At 64.9% G+C, this 16,356-nt stretch carries 15 protein-coding genes and 1 pseudogene; 12 read left to right on the top strand and 4 right to left on the bottom strand.

The features are described 5' to 3' along the window. Window positions 1-142: 142 nt before the first annotated feature. From ACLL97_RS03055 to argR, 3 genes are all read right to left on the bottom strand, one after another. Window positions 143-838 (bottom strand): HAD family hydrolase, encoded by a 696-nt coding sequence (locus ACLL97_RS03055; protein ID WP_411279006.1) that lies wholly within the window; start codon window positions 836-838, stop codon window positions 143-145. Continuing rightward, window positions 819-2,246: an argininosuccinate lyase gene (argH, locus tag ACLL97_RS03050; RefSeq protein ID WP_411279005.1), complete on the bottom strand. Its 1,428-nt coding sequence runs from the start codon at window positions 2,244-2,246 to the stop codon at window positions 819-821. Before argH ends, ACLL97_RS03055 begins: the two co-directional genes overlap by 20 nt. A 228-nt stretch (window positions 2,247-2,474) precedes the next feature. Further along, window positions 2,475-2,936: an arginine repressor gene (argR, locus tag ACLL97_RS03045; RefSeq protein ID WP_411279004.1), complete on the bottom strand. Its 462-nt coding sequence runs from the start codon at window positions 2,934-2,936 to the stop codon at window positions 2,475-2,477. Window positions 2,937-3,066: 130 nt separating this feature from the next. Between argR and argC the strand changes: the two genes are divergently transcribed. The 11 genes and pseudogenes from argC to ACLL97_RS02990 all read left to right on the top strand — a co-directional run bounded on the left by argC (window position 3,067) and on the right by ACLL97_RS02990 (window position 14,266). Then, window positions 3,067-4,113, top strand: a complete 1,047-nt coding sequence (gene argC / locus ACLL97_RS03040; RefSeq protein ID WP_411279003.1) for an N-acetyl-gamma-glutamyl-phosphate reductase — start codon at window positions 3,067-3,069, stop codon at window positions 4,111-4,113. A gap of 143 nt (window positions 4,114-4,256) precedes the next feature. Beyond that, complete coding sequence (gene argB / locus ACLL97_RS03035) at window positions 4,257-5,039, top strand: acetylglutamate kinase (protein WP_411279002.1); 783 nt, start codon at window positions 4,257-4,259, stop codon at window positions 5,037-5,039. A gap of 51 nt (window positions 5,040-5,090) precedes the next feature. Continuing rightward, complete coding sequence (locus ACLL97_RS03030; RefSeq protein WP_411279001.1) at window positions 5,091-6,266, top strand: aspartate aminotransferase family protein; 1,176 nt, start codon at window positions 5,091-5,093, stop codon at window positions 6,264-6,266. A gap of 6 nt (window positions 6,267-6,272) precedes the next feature. Further along, window positions 6,273-6,929, top strand: coding sequence for an FMN-binding negative transcriptional regulator (locus tag ACLL97_RS03025; protein ID WP_411279000.1), 657 nt, complete (start codon window positions 6,273-6,275; stop codon window positions 6,927-6,929). Window positions 6,930-7,202: 273 nt separating this feature from the next. Beyond that, window positions 7,203-8,798, top strand: a complete 1,596-nt coding sequence (locus ACLL97_RS03020) for an alkaline phosphatase family protein (RefSeq protein WP_411278999.1) — start codon at window positions 7,203-7,205, stop codon at window positions 8,796-8,798. A gap of 11 nt (window positions 8,799-8,809) precedes the next feature. Further along, the gene (locus ACLL97_RS03015) at window positions 8,810-9,397 is read left to right on the top strand and encodes a hypothetical protein (RefSeq protein ID WP_411278998.1); all 588 of its coding nucleotides are present in this window, start codon (window positions 8,810-8,812) and stop codon (window positions 9,395-9,397) included. A 27-nt stretch (window positions 9,398-9,424) separates the two neighbouring features. Continuing rightward, window positions 9,425-11,575, top strand: a complete 2,151-nt coding sequence (locus ACLL97_RS03010; RefSeq protein WP_411278997.1) for a M20/M25/M40 family metallo-hydrolase — start codon at window positions 9,425-9,427, stop codon at window positions 11,573-11,575. Between the two features lie 10 nt (window positions 11,576-11,585). Next, window positions 11,586-12,674, top strand: a complete 1,089-nt coding sequence (moeB, locus tag ACLL97_RS03005) for a molybdopterin-synthase adenylyltransferase MoeB (protein WP_411278996.1) — start codon at window positions 11,586-11,588, stop codon at window positions 12,672-12,674. Window positions 12,675-12,699: 25 nt separating this feature from the next. Then, window positions 12,700-13,626 carry an alpha/beta hydrolase gene (locus tag ACLL97_RS03000; RefSeq protein WP_411278995.1) on the top strand — a complete coding sequence of 309 codons (927 nt, stop codon included), beginning with the start codon at window positions 12,700-12,702 and terminating at the stop codon, window positions 13,624-13,626. Window positions 13,627-13,669: 43 nt separating this feature from the next. Further along, window positions 13,670-13,930: pseudogene (locus tag ACLL97_RS02995) on the top strand (NAD(P)(+) transhydrogenase (Re/Si-specific) subunit beta); the annotation flags it as partial. A gap of 57 nt (window positions 13,931-13,987) precedes the next feature. Next, window positions 13,988-14,266, top strand: coding sequence for an oxidative damage protection protein (locus ACLL97_RS02990; protein ID WP_411278994.1), 279 nt, complete (start codon window positions 13,988-13,990; stop codon window positions 14,264-14,266). 494 nt (window positions 14,267-14,760) lie between these two features. Here ACLL97_RS02990 and ACLL97_RS02985 read toward each other — a convergent pair whose 3' ends face one another. Beyond that, window positions 14,761-15,759, bottom strand: coding sequence for a 3'-5' exoribonuclease YhaM family protein (locus ACLL97_RS02985; RefSeq protein ID WP_411278993.1), 999 nt, complete (start codon window positions 15,757-15,759; stop codon window positions 14,761-14,763). Window positions 15,760-15,958: 199 nt separating this feature from the next. On the opposite strand from ACLL97_RS02985, the gene ACLL97_RS02980 reads away from it, so the two are divergent. Next, a partial coding sequence (locus tag ACLL97_RS02980; protein ID WP_411278992.1) for a MarR family winged helix-turn-helix transcriptional regulator occupies window positions 15,959-16,356 on the top strand: 398 nt, incomplete at its 3' end.

The following is a 16,356-nucleotide window of genomic DNA, read 5'->3' as shown; positions in this document are numbered from 1 at the left end:
CGCCAGTGGTCTGCCGCTGAACAGATCACGCAGAGAACGCGGAGTCGCAGCGCGCGCAGAGGAATCGTCCAGACTACGCGGCTGTTCGAGCATCCATCCGCGGTCATCCATGAAATCCGCCGTGAAGCTGTGGTCGTGACGTTCAGCCGAGGCCCAGTAACGCCGCAACCTCCGCCAGTTGCTCGACTGTGACCACGGCACCGGCAATTCGTAGTCGTTCGGCCGACACGATCTCGGCGTAACCGATCACCGTCATGCCGGCGGCGGTCGCTGCCTGAACGCCGAGTGGACTGTCTTCCACGACCACGGTGCGCGCGGGATCGAAGCCGAGTGCCCGCGCGGCATGTAGGAAGAGATCGGGCGCGGGTTTGGGTTTGCCGACATCGACCGCTGAAAAGCGCTTGCCTTGGAAGCGGTCGAGTAGCCCGGTTTTGCCGAGTGTCGTGCGCATTTTCTCGTGCTCGCCGTTCGACGCGACACCGTAGCGCATGCCAGCCGCATCGAAGGTATCGAGCAGCGCCACGATGCCGTCGACGGGTTCGAGGTCGCGTTGCAACGCGACCGTGACCTGTGCGGTGAAGCGCGACAGCAAGTCATCCGGCGGCGCGTGACCCATCATCTCGGTCACGATCTCGACGCAGCGCGGCATCGAGTTGCCCATGAAAATGCTGAGCGATTGCTCCATGGTCATGGGCAGGCCGATCTCCGTGAGCAGCAGCGCCCACGTGCCGTTCGAAATGCGTTCGCTGTCGACGAGTACGCCGTCGCAGTCGAAAATCACGCCATCGATGGCGCCACCGACAACGTTGCCGAGCAATTCAGCGGCGCGCAACTTCATTGCCGAGCGCTGGGTCAGTGGGCGTCAGGCTGGCGCGGGCCTGCTCGAGCTGGCGTTGCACGGCATCGGGGCCAGTGCCACCATCGATATTACGCGCGGCGAGTGACGCACCCACGTCGAGCGCATCGCGCGTGTCGGTGCCGAACAGGGCGTGAGCCGCGGTGAATGCTTCCACTGGAAGCGCGTCGAGTTCGATGCCCCCCTCTTCCGCTTGACGCACGAGTGAGCCCACGGCACCGTGCGCTTCACGGAAGGTGGCGCCCTTCTTCACGAGATAGTCAGCAAGGTCGGTGGCCATCATGGCGCTCGAGCAGGCGGCGCGCATGCGCGCGCGCTCGAATCGCAACTCGGCAATGGCACCGGCCATCGATGGCAGCACCAGCAGGAGGAGGTCGATCGCGTTGAACAGTGCACGCTTGTCGTCTTGCAGATCCTTACTGTAGCCGCTGGGCAGTCCCTTGATGGTGCCCAGAATCGACACGAGATCGCCGAGTACGCGCGCGCCCGAGCCACGCGCCAGTTCGAACACATCGGGATTGCGCTTCTGCGGCATCATGCTGCTGCCGGTGGAGAAGCCGTCGCCGAACTTCACGAAGCCGAACTCGCTCGTGCCGTACAGAATCATGTCCTCGGCCAAGCGCGAGCAGTGCGCCGCGGTCATGGCGCAGGCGAACAACGTTTCCGCTACGAAATCACGATCGCCAGTGGCGTCGATGCTGTTGGCCGAGATAGTGTGAAAGCCTAGCGATTCCTTGAGCAGCACACGCGACACCGGGAACGCCGAGCCGGCAATCGCGCCCGAACCCAATGGCATGACCGACGTGCCGCGCTCGGCGTTGGCAAAGCGCGTGCGGTCGCGCGATAGCGGCCAAAAGTGCGCGAGCAGCCAGTGCGTTCCGCTCACCGGCTGGGCGCGCTGTAAGTGCGTGTACGCCGGGAGCACGGCCTCGGTGAGCGTCTCCGCCTGCCCCAACAACGACTGCTGCAGCTCGGCGATCGCGACATCCACGCGACGGCACGCATCCATGGTCCAAAGACGCGACGCCGTGGCCACCTGGTCGTTCCGCGAACGGCCGGTGTGCAGCTTGGAGGCGACCGTCCCGGCTTCTTCGTGCAGCAGCCGGTCGATCATGGTATGAATATCTTCGTCGGTGGCGACTGGCTGCGAGCCGTCGGCGAGACGCCGGCCCACACGGTCGAGGCCCTGTTGTAACGCGTCGCTTTCTTCACGCGTGAGCACGCCGGCTTCACCGAGCGCAAGCGCCCACGCCTTGGAGAGGCGCACGTCGTGCGGCCAGAGTCGGAAGTCGGTGCCGATGGAGCGATTGATCGCATCGAGGAGTGGCGACGGGCCACCAGCGAATCGACCGCCCCACAGTTTATGGGTTCCGGCTTCGGAAGTGCTCACGGCATACTCACGACGGAGTTCGAAGGAAAGACGACGTGGGGAAATCTAGCAGGGTGCTGAAACACGCTGTCCGGGTGATCACGCACAAACCATCAGGCCCGTATGGGCCTTCGAATCATCACTCGGCGGGCGGCCCATGGTGGCACGTCGGTGAGATGGCGTCGCCTGACGCCACGCCTCGAGTCTTTCAGCATCAGGCTAGATGATCGGGCGATGATCGCAAGTAGATCAGGCGCGCAAGTACGCGCTCAGCTTCTTGAGCACGCGTTCGCGCCCCTCGGTGGAGCGGCAGATAATGAGCACCGTGTCATCGCCGGCGATTGTACCGGCGACGTCGGGCCACCTCAGCTGATCGAGCGCCTCGGCCACGGGCTGTGCGCCCGACTTGATCGTGCGCGCCACCACGAGGACCTGCACGCCCTCCACGTCGGTGAGGAGCTGCGGGAGCATGCGCTCGAGCTGCGCGAGCTCCTCATCGTCACCGCCGTTGTCGGGAAAGGCGTAGCGTGAACGCCCCTGCGCGTCGGGGATGCGAGCGAGACGCAGTTCTCGCAGATCGCGCGACAGCGTGGACTGCGTCACGTCCCATCCCCGTTCGGCAAGCTGCCGTCGCAGCTCTTCCTGGCTCGGCACGGCCTTGGCCGTGACGATCTCGCGGATGACCTGATGGCGCTGATGCTTGTCGGACAACAGATGGACTCCTGCGAATCGGTTCGGTGCCGAATTAAGCGCGATCGGGACGCAACGACGCTCAGCGGTGACACACAGCTGTGACATGCACCTGATTGACAGCACGGCGATGCAAAATTATGCATTAATAGTGCATACTTTACCGGACTTCCCGCAACTCCCGACGACAACCGTTACTCAACCCCTGTCGCGCGTGGGCGTGCTCGGCGCGAGCGGGTACTCGGGGCGCGAACTGTGCGCCCTGATCCTCGGCCATCCGAGTCTCAGCCTCGTGTTCGCTACCGCGAATGCGCAGCGCGGTACTACGCTGCGCGTGAGGGCTGGCGGGCAGGTACACGCTGTTCCGATGGTGGGTGCCGATGAGGTCGATCTGTCGAGCGCCGATCTGGTGTTCGCGGCGCTGCCACATGGGGCGTCGGCCGAGTGGGTGGCGAAGGTGATTCACGCCGGTGCGCGCGTGGTCGACCTGTCGAGCGATCTGCGTCCCGGCCACGGTGGAATGGACCACGCACCGGCGGGCGTGCCGCCCACTGCGCCGTATGGCCTACCCGAACTCTTTCGTGCGCCGCTGCATGGTGCGCGCGTGGTCGCCAATCCGGGGTGTTATGCAACCAGTGTTCTCGTCGCGCTCGCGCCGTTGGCAAAGGCGGGATTGATCGCGCCGGGGGCAACGGTGAGCATCGCGGCGGCCAGCGGTGTCAGCGGTGCCGGCGCGTCGCCCAAGCTCGAACTGCTGTTTGCTGAGGTGACGGAGAATTTTCGTCCATACGGGGTGGGGAATTCGCATCGCCACCTGTTCGAGATGCGTGCCGGTCTGGCCGCCCTCGGTGCCGATTGCGATTTGCTGTTCACGCCGCACCTGCTGCCGATCGACCGCGGAATTCTGTCCACCATGACGGTGCCGCTCACGCGCCCTCTTGAGGACGCACTGGCGCCGTTCCGCGACATGTACGCTGGCGAGCCGTTCGTGGAGTTGACCACCGATCTTCCCGCGCTGGCCGACGTCCAGCATCGGAATGTGGTGCGCATCGGCGCCAGAATCCCCAGCGGCGTGCGTACGCCGACCCTGCTGGTGTTCAGCGCGATCGACAACTTGGTGAAAGGCGCGGCGGGTCAGGCGATCCAGAACGCGAACTTGATGTTAGGACTGGACGAGACGTCCGGGCTCGTTCGATAGAAGCGAAGTCGGGAGTCGGAAGGACGGGGTATGGAACGGCACGCCTCACTCCGCACCTTCTACTCCCTACCCCCCGACTCCGTACGCCGTACGTCGCAGCTATCATCCGACCCCTCACCCCTTACTTCGCAATCATAAGACGAATGTTTGTCGTCAAACTTGGTGGTCGCACCCAGAACGATCCTGCGTTGCCGGCGGTGCTTGCTGCGCTGTGGCGCGCGACGAATGGCGGCGTGGTGGTCGTGCATGGCGGTGGCGACCAGATCAGCGCGTTGCAGCGGCTGCGTGGTGAGGAGCCGGTGTTCGTGGGTGGTCGTCGCGTGACCTCCGATATGGCGCTCGAACTCGTGCGCATGGTGCTGTCGGGATTGGCCAACAAGCAGATGGTGTCGGCGTTGGTGGCGGCGGGTGCGCCGGCGGTCGGCATTTCCGGCGAGGATGCCGCGCTGCTGCGGGCGACGCCGATTGATGTGGCCACGTTCGGGCATTCGGGAACGCCGGCCGTGGTCGATCCGCGTCTGGTGCGCGCGCTGCTCGCGACGGGCTTTCTGCCGGTGATCTCGCCGGTGGCGGCGCGCGAAGCAGAAAGCGGGGTCGGGGCGTACAACGTGAATGGTGATGACGCGGCGGCAGCCATTGCGGCGGCGCTCGGCGCCGATGAACTGTTTTTGATGGCCGACGTGCCCGGCGTGCTCGACGGCGACAAAGCGCTCGTGCCGCGACTCTCGCTCGACGAAGCGCAGGCGCTGGTGATCCGTGGTGTGGCAGGAGGCGGCATGGCCGCCAAGCTCGATGCCTGCGCGCAGGCGCTGGCCGGTGGTGTACACCGAGTGCGGATCGGCGATCTCGCCGCACTCACTGTTCCCGAGGCGGGAACCGCGATCGTTGCGCGCGTGGACGCAACGGATGCCGTCTCTTCCAGGTAGCTGCCCATGACTTCGACGATGCCCGCGCCCGCTCCGACCACAACCCCTTCGGTGCAGACTTCGGCTTTGCCCGCCATTCTGGGCACGTACAAGCGACAGGCGCCGCTGTTCGTCCGCGGAGACGGCGTGTACATGGTCGACGAGCATGGCAAGCGGTACCTCGACCTCGTAGCCGGTATCGCTGTCACGTCGCTCGGGCACAACGATCCCGGCGTGATGAACGCGTTGCAGGAAGCGATAGCGACCGGACTCATTCACACCTCGAACCTGTACCGCACGGCGCCGGGCGAGGCGTTGGCGCAGTGGTTTGTGGATCACTCGTTCGCCAGCAGCGTGTTCTTTGCCAACTCGGGTGCCGAGGCCAATGAAGGCGCGTTCAAGTTTGCGCGTCGGTGGGCGAAGAGCACGGGGCACCAGGCGAAGCACGAGATCATCGCGGTGCGCGGCGCTTTTCACGGCCGTATGCCAGGCACGTTGGCGGCCACCGACCGTCCGGCGTATCGGTTGCCGTTCCGTCCGCTGATGGCCGGAGTGACGATCGTGGAGCGCGAACTCGATGAGCTGCGCACGGTGCTCGATCCGGAAACGGCGGCGGCGGTGATCGTTGAGCCGATTCAGGGCGAAGGTGGCGTGCGCGTGGTCGATCCGGAGTTCCTGCGCGGCCTGCGCGACCTCACGCGTGAGCGGAATGTCCTGCTGATTCTCGACGAGATTCAGTGCGGACTGGGTCGTACCGGCTCGTTCTTCGCGTATGAACAGCTTGGCATCGTGCCTGACATGCTGACCATCGCCAAGCCGCTGGCCAACGGTCTGCCGATCGGTGCGATCCTGGTGAACGAGGCCGTTGCGCGCGTGATGCAGCCGGGTGATCATGGCACCACGTTCGGCGGCGGTCCGCTGCTGGCGCATGTTGCGCATCATGTCGTGCAACGCCTGTCCGATCCGGCCATGCTGCAGCACGTGCGGGAGACTGGCGCATGGTTTGGTGAGCAGCTGCAGGGGATCGCCGATCGCACCGGGCAGGTGCGCGCGATTCGCGGGAAAGGGCTCATGTGGGGCATGGATGTGCATGAGCCGGCGGCGGCGATCATTGGGCGCGCGTTCGAAAAGGGACTGCTGTTGGTCAGCGCCGGCGAGCACACGTTGCGTTTCCTGCCACCGCTGGTGATCACCAAGGCCGAACTCGCCGAAGGACTCGTGATGCTGGAATCGGCGATGCAGGGCTGAATCGTCGTGTACATCCCCCGTTCATTCGCCGAGTCGGATCGTGACGTCCTGCACGCGTTTATCGAGCGCCATTCACTCGGCGCGCTGGTGACGGCGTCGAGCGAACACGGCTTCTACGCGACGCACTTGCCCTTGCTGCTCGACCGGGAGCGTGGCGCGTACGGCCTGTTGCAGGGACATGTGGCGCGGGCCAATCCTCATCATGCCTTGGCGGCGAGTGGCGATTCGGCACTTGTGATCTTCAGTGGTCCCGAGGCGTACGTCACGCCGTCGTGGTACCCGGCGAAGCAGGAGCATGGCAAAGTCGTGCCGACTTGGAATTACATCGCGGTGCACGCCGCCGGCGTGCTGCGCTTCATCGACGACCGCGATTTCCTGATGGCGCATCTCGACCGGCTCACCGACCGGCACGAGGCGTCGCAGTCGCATCCGTGGGCGATGCGCGACGCGCCGCTCGACTTTCTCGAGCAGCTCGCTCGCGCCACCGTTGGCGTCGAGATCGAGATCACGTCGCTCGAAGGGAAGTTCAAGTTGAGCCAGAATCGAAGCGACGCTGACGTGCACGGCGTGATCACGGGACTCGATTCCTCAGCGTCGACACACGATCGCGCGATGGCGGAGGCGATGCGCGAACGCGCGCGGCCGGCGACGCCGCCGCGATAAAGTTTGCGCGTGCCCTAGTGCATTCGCGCCGGATGCACAATATTGTCGTCGCCTTCACGTGCCTCCGTGAACGGTGCGGGAGATTCACGCGGTGCCTTCGCGTGTCGTCATCCGCGAAGCGCACCGACCTCGCGTGGTTCGACCACCGGCGGTGTTGCCCCTGTCCTGGCGCGTCGATCCGGCGACGTGCTCGAGGCCGGACAGGGCCGCTGGTGGTGCGGGCGCCACGTCATACGCAGCAGCGTGTCACGAGCACTGCGCGTACTTTCCAGTATGCTCGTCTCCAGACCGATTCTTCGCGCATCCGCGATTGCCGCGTCGATGCTGATTACGGCTCCCGCCGTCTCGCGGGTTGCCGCTCAGTCCGCACCGCCCACGCTGGTCGTACTGATCACGGTCGACCAACTGCGTCCGGATTACCTCGACACGTGGTCCTCGCAGTTCACCGGCGGTCTCGCTCGCCTGCTCAGGCAGGGCGCATTCTTCAGGAACGCGACGCACGATCATGCAACGACCGAGACGGCGCCGGGACATGCCGCGCTCTGGTCGGGACGCCACCCGTCGCACACCGGCGTGGTGCTGAACGAGATCGGTGTGGCCGATCCGCAGTCGCCGCTGCTGCTTGGACGCGGCGGTGGCGCGTCGCCGTATCGGTTCCGCGGATCGGCGTTGTTCGACTGGATGCGCACGCGCGATCAGTTCAGCCGGGCGCTCTCGGTGTCGCGAAAGGATCGCGGCGCGATTCTTCCGCTGGGTCGGGCCAAGCAGTCGGTGTACTGGTATTCGCTCGACGGGCGTTTCACCACCAGCCGGTATTATGCCGACACGTTGCCGGCGTGGGTGCAGCAGTTCAACGCGCGCAATTTCTTGAAGCCGTACCTCGGGGCTGAGTGGAACACCCTCCTCGCCGCGTCGCAGTATCCCGAGAACGACTCGGTCGCCATCGAGAGCCAAGGCAAGGACTACGCCTTTCCGCATAAGCTCGATACCGAGGTGCGCGCGGCCGGCGTGAACTTCACGGAGTTCCCGTGGATGGACGAGGTCACGGTGGACCTGGCGCTGGCCGGCGTCACCGCGCTCGACCTGGGCAAAGGACCGACCGCCGACGTGCTCGCCGTGTCGCTGTCCACCACCGATGCCATTGGACATCGATACGGCCCTGATTCGCGTGAGTTGCACGATCAGGTGCTGCGCGTAGATCGTCTCCTCGGCCGGCTGATCGATTCGCTGTACACGCTGCGCGACTCCACGCGTATCGTGTTCGCCCTAGGCTCCGACCATGGGGTGTCGCCGTATCCCGAGGTCGCGTTTCCCGGCGTCGATGCCACCCGCGGTCGCGTGAATCCACAGCCGCTCATTGATGCGGCCCGTAGCGCGCTGGCCGCTCGCGGCGTGGAAGGCGATGCGCTGCTGATGCAGGCGGGGATCGTGTCCCTCGATCGTCGTCGACTGGCGGCGAAGCGGGTGAATGCCGACTCGGTGGTCACGTCATTGCGTGGTCAGCTGCTCAAGCTGCCTGGCATGCTGCGGGTGGATCGCGTGTCCTCGCTGGCCGCTGCGGCTGCCACGGGCGATGTGATTGCGCGCCGGTGGCTGCACGCGATTCCCAGCGACTTTCAAGCCGAGCTCACGGTGACGTTCAAACCGGGCTTCTATTGGTCCATGACCCGCTACGCAACGCACGGTACGCCGCACGAGCTCGATGCGCGAATCCCCATCTTGCTCATGGGACCGATGGTGAAGCCGGGACGGTATACGAAGCCCGTGTACTCGGTGGACGTCGCGCCAACGCTGGCCGCGATGCTCGGTATTCTGCCGACGGAGAAAGTCGACGGCCGTATACTCACCGAAGCACTACGTCGGCCGTAGCTTTGACCGTGATGAGCATCCATCGCGCTTTCGACGAGCTGCGTTTTGGCGCATCGCGCACATTGAACCTGCGCGCGATGCAGCCGACGGCCTCGCAGGCGACCACGCTGGCCGAGTCCTGGCTCCGGCAGCAGCAGGTGCTCGGTGCCGATGAGGCGCTGGTGATCACGGGCCGTGGCAACAACAGCGTCGACGGCTACTCACCGGTGCGTGAGGCGATCGTGAAATTGATGCCGTCGCTGCGGCGTCGGAATGTGATTACCGGATACGCCGAGCACACGCCGGGGTCGTTCGTGGTGGTCTTCGCGCCGGTGCGCGCATTGTTCGAAACGCCGAAGCGCCGGCGGGAACGGGTGATCGCCAATCCGGTGCCGCCCTCGCTCCAGGCGCTCGACGAGGAAACGGTGCGTCAGCTGCGTGACCTTTCCGCGATGTCGCTCGCCGTGCTCGGGATCCAGTCGCCAACGCCGCTCCAGCTCGAAGACGAAATGCAACGCCAGTTCGCCGCGCTCAGTGCGGCGCTTCCTGACGACGGCGATCGCGAAGCCGTGCTGCAGCAGGCACTGCTACGCGCCGCTGAAGAGTACGAAGCGGGTTAGTGCTTTCACTCCACCGGAGTTCATGACGTGTCCGTTTTTCGCACTACGGTACTGGCGATGACTACTGCCCTCGCGCTCGCGACGCGGCTGCCGTCGACGCTGTCGGCACAGCCCACGACCATGCCCGGATACTCGCCGAGCGCCGCTGCCATACAGCGTCGACTCGAGCAGGCGGCCATTCAGGGACCTCAGGCAATGAGGGCGCGGTCGCATTCGGCGGCGTTGTCGAAAGAACCACACGTGGCGGGCACGCCAGCTCAAAAGCGCACGGCCGACTACGTCATCGGACAAATGAAGGCGATGGGGCTCGAGACCGAACTGCGGACGTACGACGTGTATCTGCCGCACGCGACCGGTGTAAAGATCACGCGTCTGGGGCGCGACACCGCCGTGCTCGATCTGCAGGAACCGGGGATCCCGAGTGATCTGGCGACCATGCTACCCCAGTATCTCCCCGTAAATGGGTACGGCGGCGCAGGAGTGGGCGAAGGCGAGTTGGTGTTCGTGAACTACGGCCTGATCGAAGACTACGCGACGCTCGATTCGATGCGTGTCTCGGTGAAGGGGAAAGTCGTGCTGGCCCGCTACGGGCGGAGCTTCCGCGGCATCAAGTCGCGTGAAGCGGAAAAGCGCGGCGCGGTCGCGGTCCTCATCTACACCGACCCGCTCGACGACGGCTTCGTGCAGGGCGATGTTTATCCCGAAGGCCCGATGCGCCCGTTGCGTGGATTGCAGCGTGGCAGCGTGTTCAACGGGACCGGCGACCCGCTCACGCCGGGCTACGCCAGTACGCCCGGCGCACCGCGTCTCAAGCCCGAAGACACGTCGCTCTCGAAGGTGCCCGTCGTGCCGATCAGCGCCGCCAATGCGCAGGCGCTGCTGGCGCAGGTCCGCGGCCGCGATATCCCGCGAAACTGGCAAGGTGGTCTTTCGCTGCGCTACCACGTGGGACCGGGTCCGGTCCGTGTGCGCGTGGAGGTCACTACCGACGCCGCGACGGCGGGGACCAAGCAGATTTACAACACCTTGGGGTACCTTCGCGGTAGTCAGTATCCGAACGAATATGTGTACATCGGCTCCCATCGCGATGCATGGGGCCCCGGCGCAGCCGACAACATCTCCGGTACCGTGAGCGTGCTGGAAGCGGCGCAGGCGCTCGCCGATATGGCGAAGCGTGGTGACCGGCCCAAGCGGACGATCGTGTTTGCCACGTGGGATGCGGAGGAGTGGGGCCTGGTCGGCAGCACGGAATACGTCGAAGACGACTCGCTGCGGCTCAAAGCGGGCGCGGTCGCGTACCTCAATCAGGATGTGTCGGCGCAGGGGTCACAGTTCGGGGGCGGCGGCTCGCCATCCATGCGCGCGGTGCTGCGTGACATCACGAAGCAGGTGCAGGATCCACGTGGTCGCGGCACCGTGTACGAGACGTGGCGCGCCGCGACGGGCACACGTGCTGATACGCTGGAGCCACCGATGGGCGATCCCGGTGGCGGCAGCGACTTCGCCGGCTTCTACAATCATTTCGGTATTCCGATGGCCGATTGGGGCTTCGGTGGTCCGTCCGGAATCTACCACTCGGCGTACGACACCTTCGATTGGATGGAGCGCTTCGGTGATCCTGGTTTTCAGTATCATGCGACCGCCGCCCGTATCGGCGCCGCCACTCTGTTGCGGCTCGCGAATGCACAGGTGTTGCCGTACGACTACGCTGAGTTCGCGCGCACCATGACGCGCTATGTGGCACCGGTAGAGCGTGGGCTCACGCAGAAGGGATGGAACGCCGCCGCGGTCGCGCCGTTGACCGCCGCCATCGCCCGACTGGAGAAAAGCGCGACGATGTTCGCGACGGTCCGAGACGCCGCGCTGGCGGGCGCGATCGCGGTCGCCAGCACGCCGGCGGCGCCGCTGGCGGCCAACAGCTCCCTGCTGCGCGTGGAGCGCGCGCTGGCGCGGCCCAGTGGGCTGAAGAGCCGTCCGTGGTATCGCTCGTTGATCTACGCGTCGGATGTCGACAACGGCTACTCCACCATGAGCTTCCCCGGCATCAACGAGTCCATTCGCTACGGCACGCAGGCGGAAACGGTGGCCGAGATCAATGACCTGGCCGCACGCTTTGGCGCGGCGGCCGACGCGGTGGACGACGCGCGCGCAGCGCTGTCGATCACGCCCAAGCGCTGAGCGTTCGGCCATGTACGATCTCTCCGATCCGCGGTATGCACGGCAGCTGGTGCTGCGGGGCTTCGGCCCGGCGGCGCAGGAGCGGCTCGCGAATGGGCGCGTGTTGATCGTGGGTGTCGGCGGTCTCGGATCACCGGCGGCGAGCTATCTCGCGGCGGCGGGCGTGGGCACGATCGCCTTGGTCGATACCGATGTCGTTGACATCACCAACCTGCATCGGCAACTGCTGTATACCACGCCCGATGTGGGACGGGCCAAGCTCGACGTGGCGCGTGAGCGCCTGCAGGCGATCAATCCACAGGTGGTGGTGGAGACGCACGACACGCGGCTCACGGCGACGAATGCGGCGTCGCTGGTGGACGGGCATCAGGTCGTGATCGATGCCACGGATAACTTTCCCACGCGCTACGCCATCAACGACGCCTGTCTCGCGCACGGCATACCGTTCGTGTACGGCAGCGTGGCGCGGTTCGACGGGCAAGTGAGCGTGTTTGCGGCGTCGGGCGGCCCGTGCTACCGCTGTCTGTTCCCCGTGATGCCCGCGCCGGGCACGGTGCCGACCTGCGCCGAGGAGGGCGTATTGGGTGTCGTGCCCGGCATCATCGGCTTGCATCAGGCCACCGAAGCGATCAAGCTGCTGACCGCCATCGGCACGCCACTGATAGGTCAGCTGTTGCTGGTGGATCTGTTGGCGCAGGATTCGCAACGCATTACCGTCGCTCGACGTCACGATTGCCCCGCCTGCGGCGACGTGCGCACTCCCTCACTCTCCTCCATGTCGATTCAGCATCTCAGTCCTGCCGCCGTCGCCGCTCTGCTCGCCGGCGACGACGCGCCCACTATCATCGATGTGCGTGAGCAGTGGGAGCACGATCTGGTGCACCTGCCGATCAGCACGCTCATCCCGCTCAACACGCTGGCGACCCGTGCGAGTGATCTGGACCAGTCGCGTTCGTATGCGCTGCTCTGTCATCATGGCATGCGCAGTGAGATGGCCGCTAGTTGGTTGATGCAGCACGGGTTTTCGCGCCTCATCAACATCGATGGCGGCATCGACGCGTGGAGCATGGACGTGGATTCGTCGTTGCCGCGCTACTGACGTCTCGCGCCGGAATATTCCCTCGGTGTCGGCTGTGTTCGCGAATGCGCTTGGGTTCGGCGCGGCGCTCGTCGTGGCGGGTGGTGCGATCGCGAACCACTTCTGGCGCGCGGCGGCGCGCGCCCGATTCGAAGACGCACACGCTCGTCGTTTTCGCTTCGATGGGCAGGGCATCGTGCAGGGCGCGGCGGGCTTCACCCTACCCGCCCGCCACGACACCGGTATTCCGCGACGCGCGGTATTGCTGTTGCATGGATTCAACGACACTGCCCAGTCGATGGCGTATCTCGGGGCCATGCTGCACGCGCGCGGATGGACGGTGCGCGTGCCGCTGCTGCCGGGTCATGGGACGCGACTGGTCACGATGGAGAGCGAGTCGCGAGTCACCCGCTGGCGCGAGGCGGTACTCGCCGAGTACGACACGCTCCGCCATGACTACGACAGCGTGATGGTAGTTGGCCAGAGTATGGGCGGTGCGCTGGCGCTGCTGTTGGCCACTGAACGACCGGAGCTCCCCGCGCTGGTGCTGCTGGCGCCGTACATCGGCATGCCGCGCCATCTGCAGTGGAAGGTGCTCGGCGCCTGGATCGCGCACGTGGTGCTGCCGTATCTGCGCAGTGTGGGTGGCGAAACCTCGATTCACGATCCGGTGGCCCGCACCGAAGGCCTCGGTCCTGGCATCGTCACCGCACGAACACTCACCGAACTGCGTCGCGTGGCAAAGGACGCCGAGACAGCGTTGCCGCAGGTGTGGGTGCCGACGTTGTACCTGCAGTCGCGCGAGGATAACCGGATCGCCGCACGCGACGCCGAGGCGCATTTCACGGCGCTCGGCAGCACGGACAAGCGCCAACAGTGGGTGACGGGATGCGGGCACATCATCTCGGCCGATTTTTGTCGGGACGAGGTCGCGTCATTGACCGCCGATTGGTTGGACGCACACTTGATCTGACTGCCGTTGCCGGATTTCAGTGCTGACCGGGGCGGGTGGTGGCGCCGAGTGCGACGTCGCGATGGTGATCGGTGCCAACGATGTCGTGAATCCGGCCGCGAAGACGGATCCCGGCAGTCCGATCTACGGCATGCCGATTCTCCGCGTGAGCGAGGCAAAGTCGGTGATCGTGCTCAAGCGCTCGATGAACACGGGATTCGCCGGTATCGAGAACGAACTATTTTTCGACGAGAAGACGAGCATGCTGTTCGGCGATGCGAAGGCAAGCCTTTCGAAGCTGGTGAGCGAGGTAAAGCAGCTATAGCTTTGAGGATCTGTGCAGTTCGCGAAGTTGTCCACGTCCGCGTTTCGGAGTCTACGTATGGCTGATGTATCCTGCTCGCGATGCGGTCAAACCCGCGAGGGCTTTGAACGACCGCCGTTTCCCGGAGCGGTCGGCACGAGAATCCTGGGTGAGATCTGCAAGGAGTGCTGGGGACAGTGGCTGAAGCAGCAGACCATGCTGATCAATCACTATGGCCTGAACGTCATGGACCCCCAGGCGCGCACGTTTCTGACGCGCAACATGGATGCCTTCCTCTTCAAGAAAGGCGATGCGGAAGACGTCGACACCACCAAGCAGGGTACGATCAACTGGTGAGCCCGTGACGTGGAACGCTCGTGATTGACGTGCAAACGAAACGCCCCGCCCGGAGAGATCCGGAGCGGGGCGTTTTCAAAGAGCGACAACGTGAAGGTCAATTCACGCCGGCGATGTAGCGGGCGAGTCGACCGCAACTCGCGCACGTCAGCGTGACGTGCGAATTCTGGGCCGGTGGATGCAATACGGGATCACGTTCGATGTGACCCTCGCAAGACGGACAGCTAAGAGGAAGTCCAGTACGGTCGGCCGCAATCAAGTGCAGCGCCTGCGCTGGGTTGTACGTGTTCGGTCGTGGCTTACGCATCTCGCCTCCTTGCGCAAAGTGCGCCGGCCATGTTCCAGCGGCCGACCAAGAAAAATGTAAAACACCCTTGCAAAATTCGGCACCATGGACACCCACAATTCATCTCCAGGATTAACCGTCTACGTAGACTATGACGGTTTTTCATTCGGAACGAATCGATTGGACCGATCGATTTGAGGGGCGATGGCTACTCCCAAGGCGCCGGTCGACGCCACAGCTTGCGGCCCAGTCGCCACGAGCGCTTGACGGACACTTCGATGTCGGAGCCCGGGGGAAACAGTTCGGGGTCGGCCAGTTCGTCGACCATATCGGTGGCCTTAGCCGACGCCTCGTCAGCCCAATGCACGATCTCCGCTTCCACCGTCATCGGTTGCACCGGACTGCCGAACTCGAGCGCGCCGTGGTGTGAGAGGATGAAGTGCAGGAGCTCATCGCGCTGGGCGACCGACAGGCCCAGCCTCGAGTCGCGAAGCTTTCGGTCGAACATCAGCGCGCCCAGCGTGACATGACCCAGCAGCATGCCCGTCGGTGTATGCGCAAAACCCTCGGGGGAGGTCGAGTACGCCTCGACCTTACCGATGTCATGGAGCATGGCGCCGGCCACCGCGAGGTCGGCGTTCGCTTTCCGCACCGTCGTGGCGATCGTCTTGGCGATCTTCGTCACCTCGAACACGTGGAGCAGCAGCCCGCCGAGCTGAGCATGGTGCCCGTTCACCGCACCGGGGGTGCGCTCGAAGCGCACACGGAATTCGTCGTCGGCGAAAAAGAGGTCGACTGCCGCCTTCACTGTCGGCGAACTTATTTTGGCGCGCAGATCGTCGAAGGCGTCCCACACCCGTTCCGTCTCGACATCGATCCGTGGGAGAAACTCCGTGGGATCGAACTGGTCGGACGGCAACACCCGCAACGGCGCCGTGACGGTGAGCTGGCGCTTCCCGGCACCCTTGTCGCCGAAGGTGCCAATGTCGCCGATCACCTGCACGACCTTGCCGCGGTCGGCACCCAAGCACCAATCCAGCTTCTCGGACCAGATGGGGGCGGTGTCAATGCTACCCGAGCCATTCGCCAGCGTGAGCACCACAAACGGCATCCCGGCCTTGGTCATCTTCTCGGCGCGATCGCGCACGAGGAACTCATGCTGTACCCGGTCGCCGACGACGGCGGTACGAAGATCAAATCTCGACATTCCGAAAACTCGTGGACCGGTCTCACGTAGGGAAGGTGACGAGGTACCCTTGCGCGGCGCGCCCACGGTGGAGAGGCTTGAAGCTATGGCAACTAGTATGCGAGGTGATTCCGTAGCTTGTAACAGCCCCTCAGACCCCGAAGCGCACGAGCCGCAGCTCGACGAGGCGTCCTCGGCCGCCCTTCGGCTGTGGGTTGTTATGTCGCGCGCACATGCCGCGATCGCGGCCCATGCGGCGGCCGATGTGGCCCGCCACGGGCTGACGCTGGCCGAGTTCGGCATCCTCGAAGCGCTCTACCATCGGGGGCCGATGCTGCTGGGTGAGGTGCAACGCCGTATTCTCGTGTCGAGCGGCGGTATCACGTTCCTCGTGGACCGCCTGACTGTTAAGGGGTTGGTTGAGCGGCGCACCTGCCATGAGGACCGCCGGGCCCGCTACGCGGCGCTGACGCCGGCCGGCACGGCGCTCGTCGCGAAGATCTTCCCGGAGCACGCCGCGCTGCTGACGCAGGTAATGGAAGGCCTGACGGTTGACGAGCAGTCTACGGCAGCCGATATGATACGAGCGCTCGGACTATTTGCTTCTGGCGGCGCGCA

Origin of the sequence: Gemmatimonas sp. (genome assembly GCF_046594945.1) — a bacterium.
Taxonomy (GTDB): domain Bacteria; phylum Gemmatimonadota; class Gemmatimonadetes; order Gemmatimonadales; family Gemmatimonadaceae; genus Gemmatimonas.
The sequence above is the reverse complement of the archived record's forward strand: the minus strand, read 5'-3'. Positions and strand labels throughout refer to the sequence as shown.

Excerpts from the sequence above, each read along its gene's own strand:
- ACLL97_RS03055 (WP_411279006.1), bottom strand. The coding sequence starts at position 838 with ATGAAGTTGCGCGCCGCTGAATTGCTCGGCAACGTTGTCGGTGGCGCC.
- moeB (WP_411278996.1), top strand. The coding sequence starts at position 11,586 with ATGTACGATCTCTCCGATCCGCGGTATGCACGGCAGCTGGTGCTGCGG.
- argB (WP_411279002.1), top strand. The coding sequence starts at position 4,257 with ATGTTTGTCGTCAAACTTGGTGGTCGCACCCAGAACGATCCTGCGTTG.
- ACLL97_RS02990 (WP_411278994.1), top strand. The coding sequence starts at position 13,988 with ATGGCTGATGTATCCTGCTCGCGATGCGGTCAAACCCGCGAGGGCTTT.
- ACLL97_RS03020 (WP_411278999.1), top strand. The coding sequence starts at position 7,203 with ATGCTCGTCTCCAGACCGATTCTTCGCGCATCCGCGATTGCCGCGTCG.
- ACLL97_RS03015 (WP_411278998.1), top strand. The coding sequence starts at position 8,810 with ATGAGCATCCATCGCGCTTTCGACGAGCTGCGTTTTGGCGCATCGCGC.
- ACLL97_RS02985 (WP_411278993.1), bottom strand. The coding sequence starts at position 15,759 with ATGTCGAGATTTGATCTTCGTACCGCCGTCGTCGGCGACCGGGTACAG.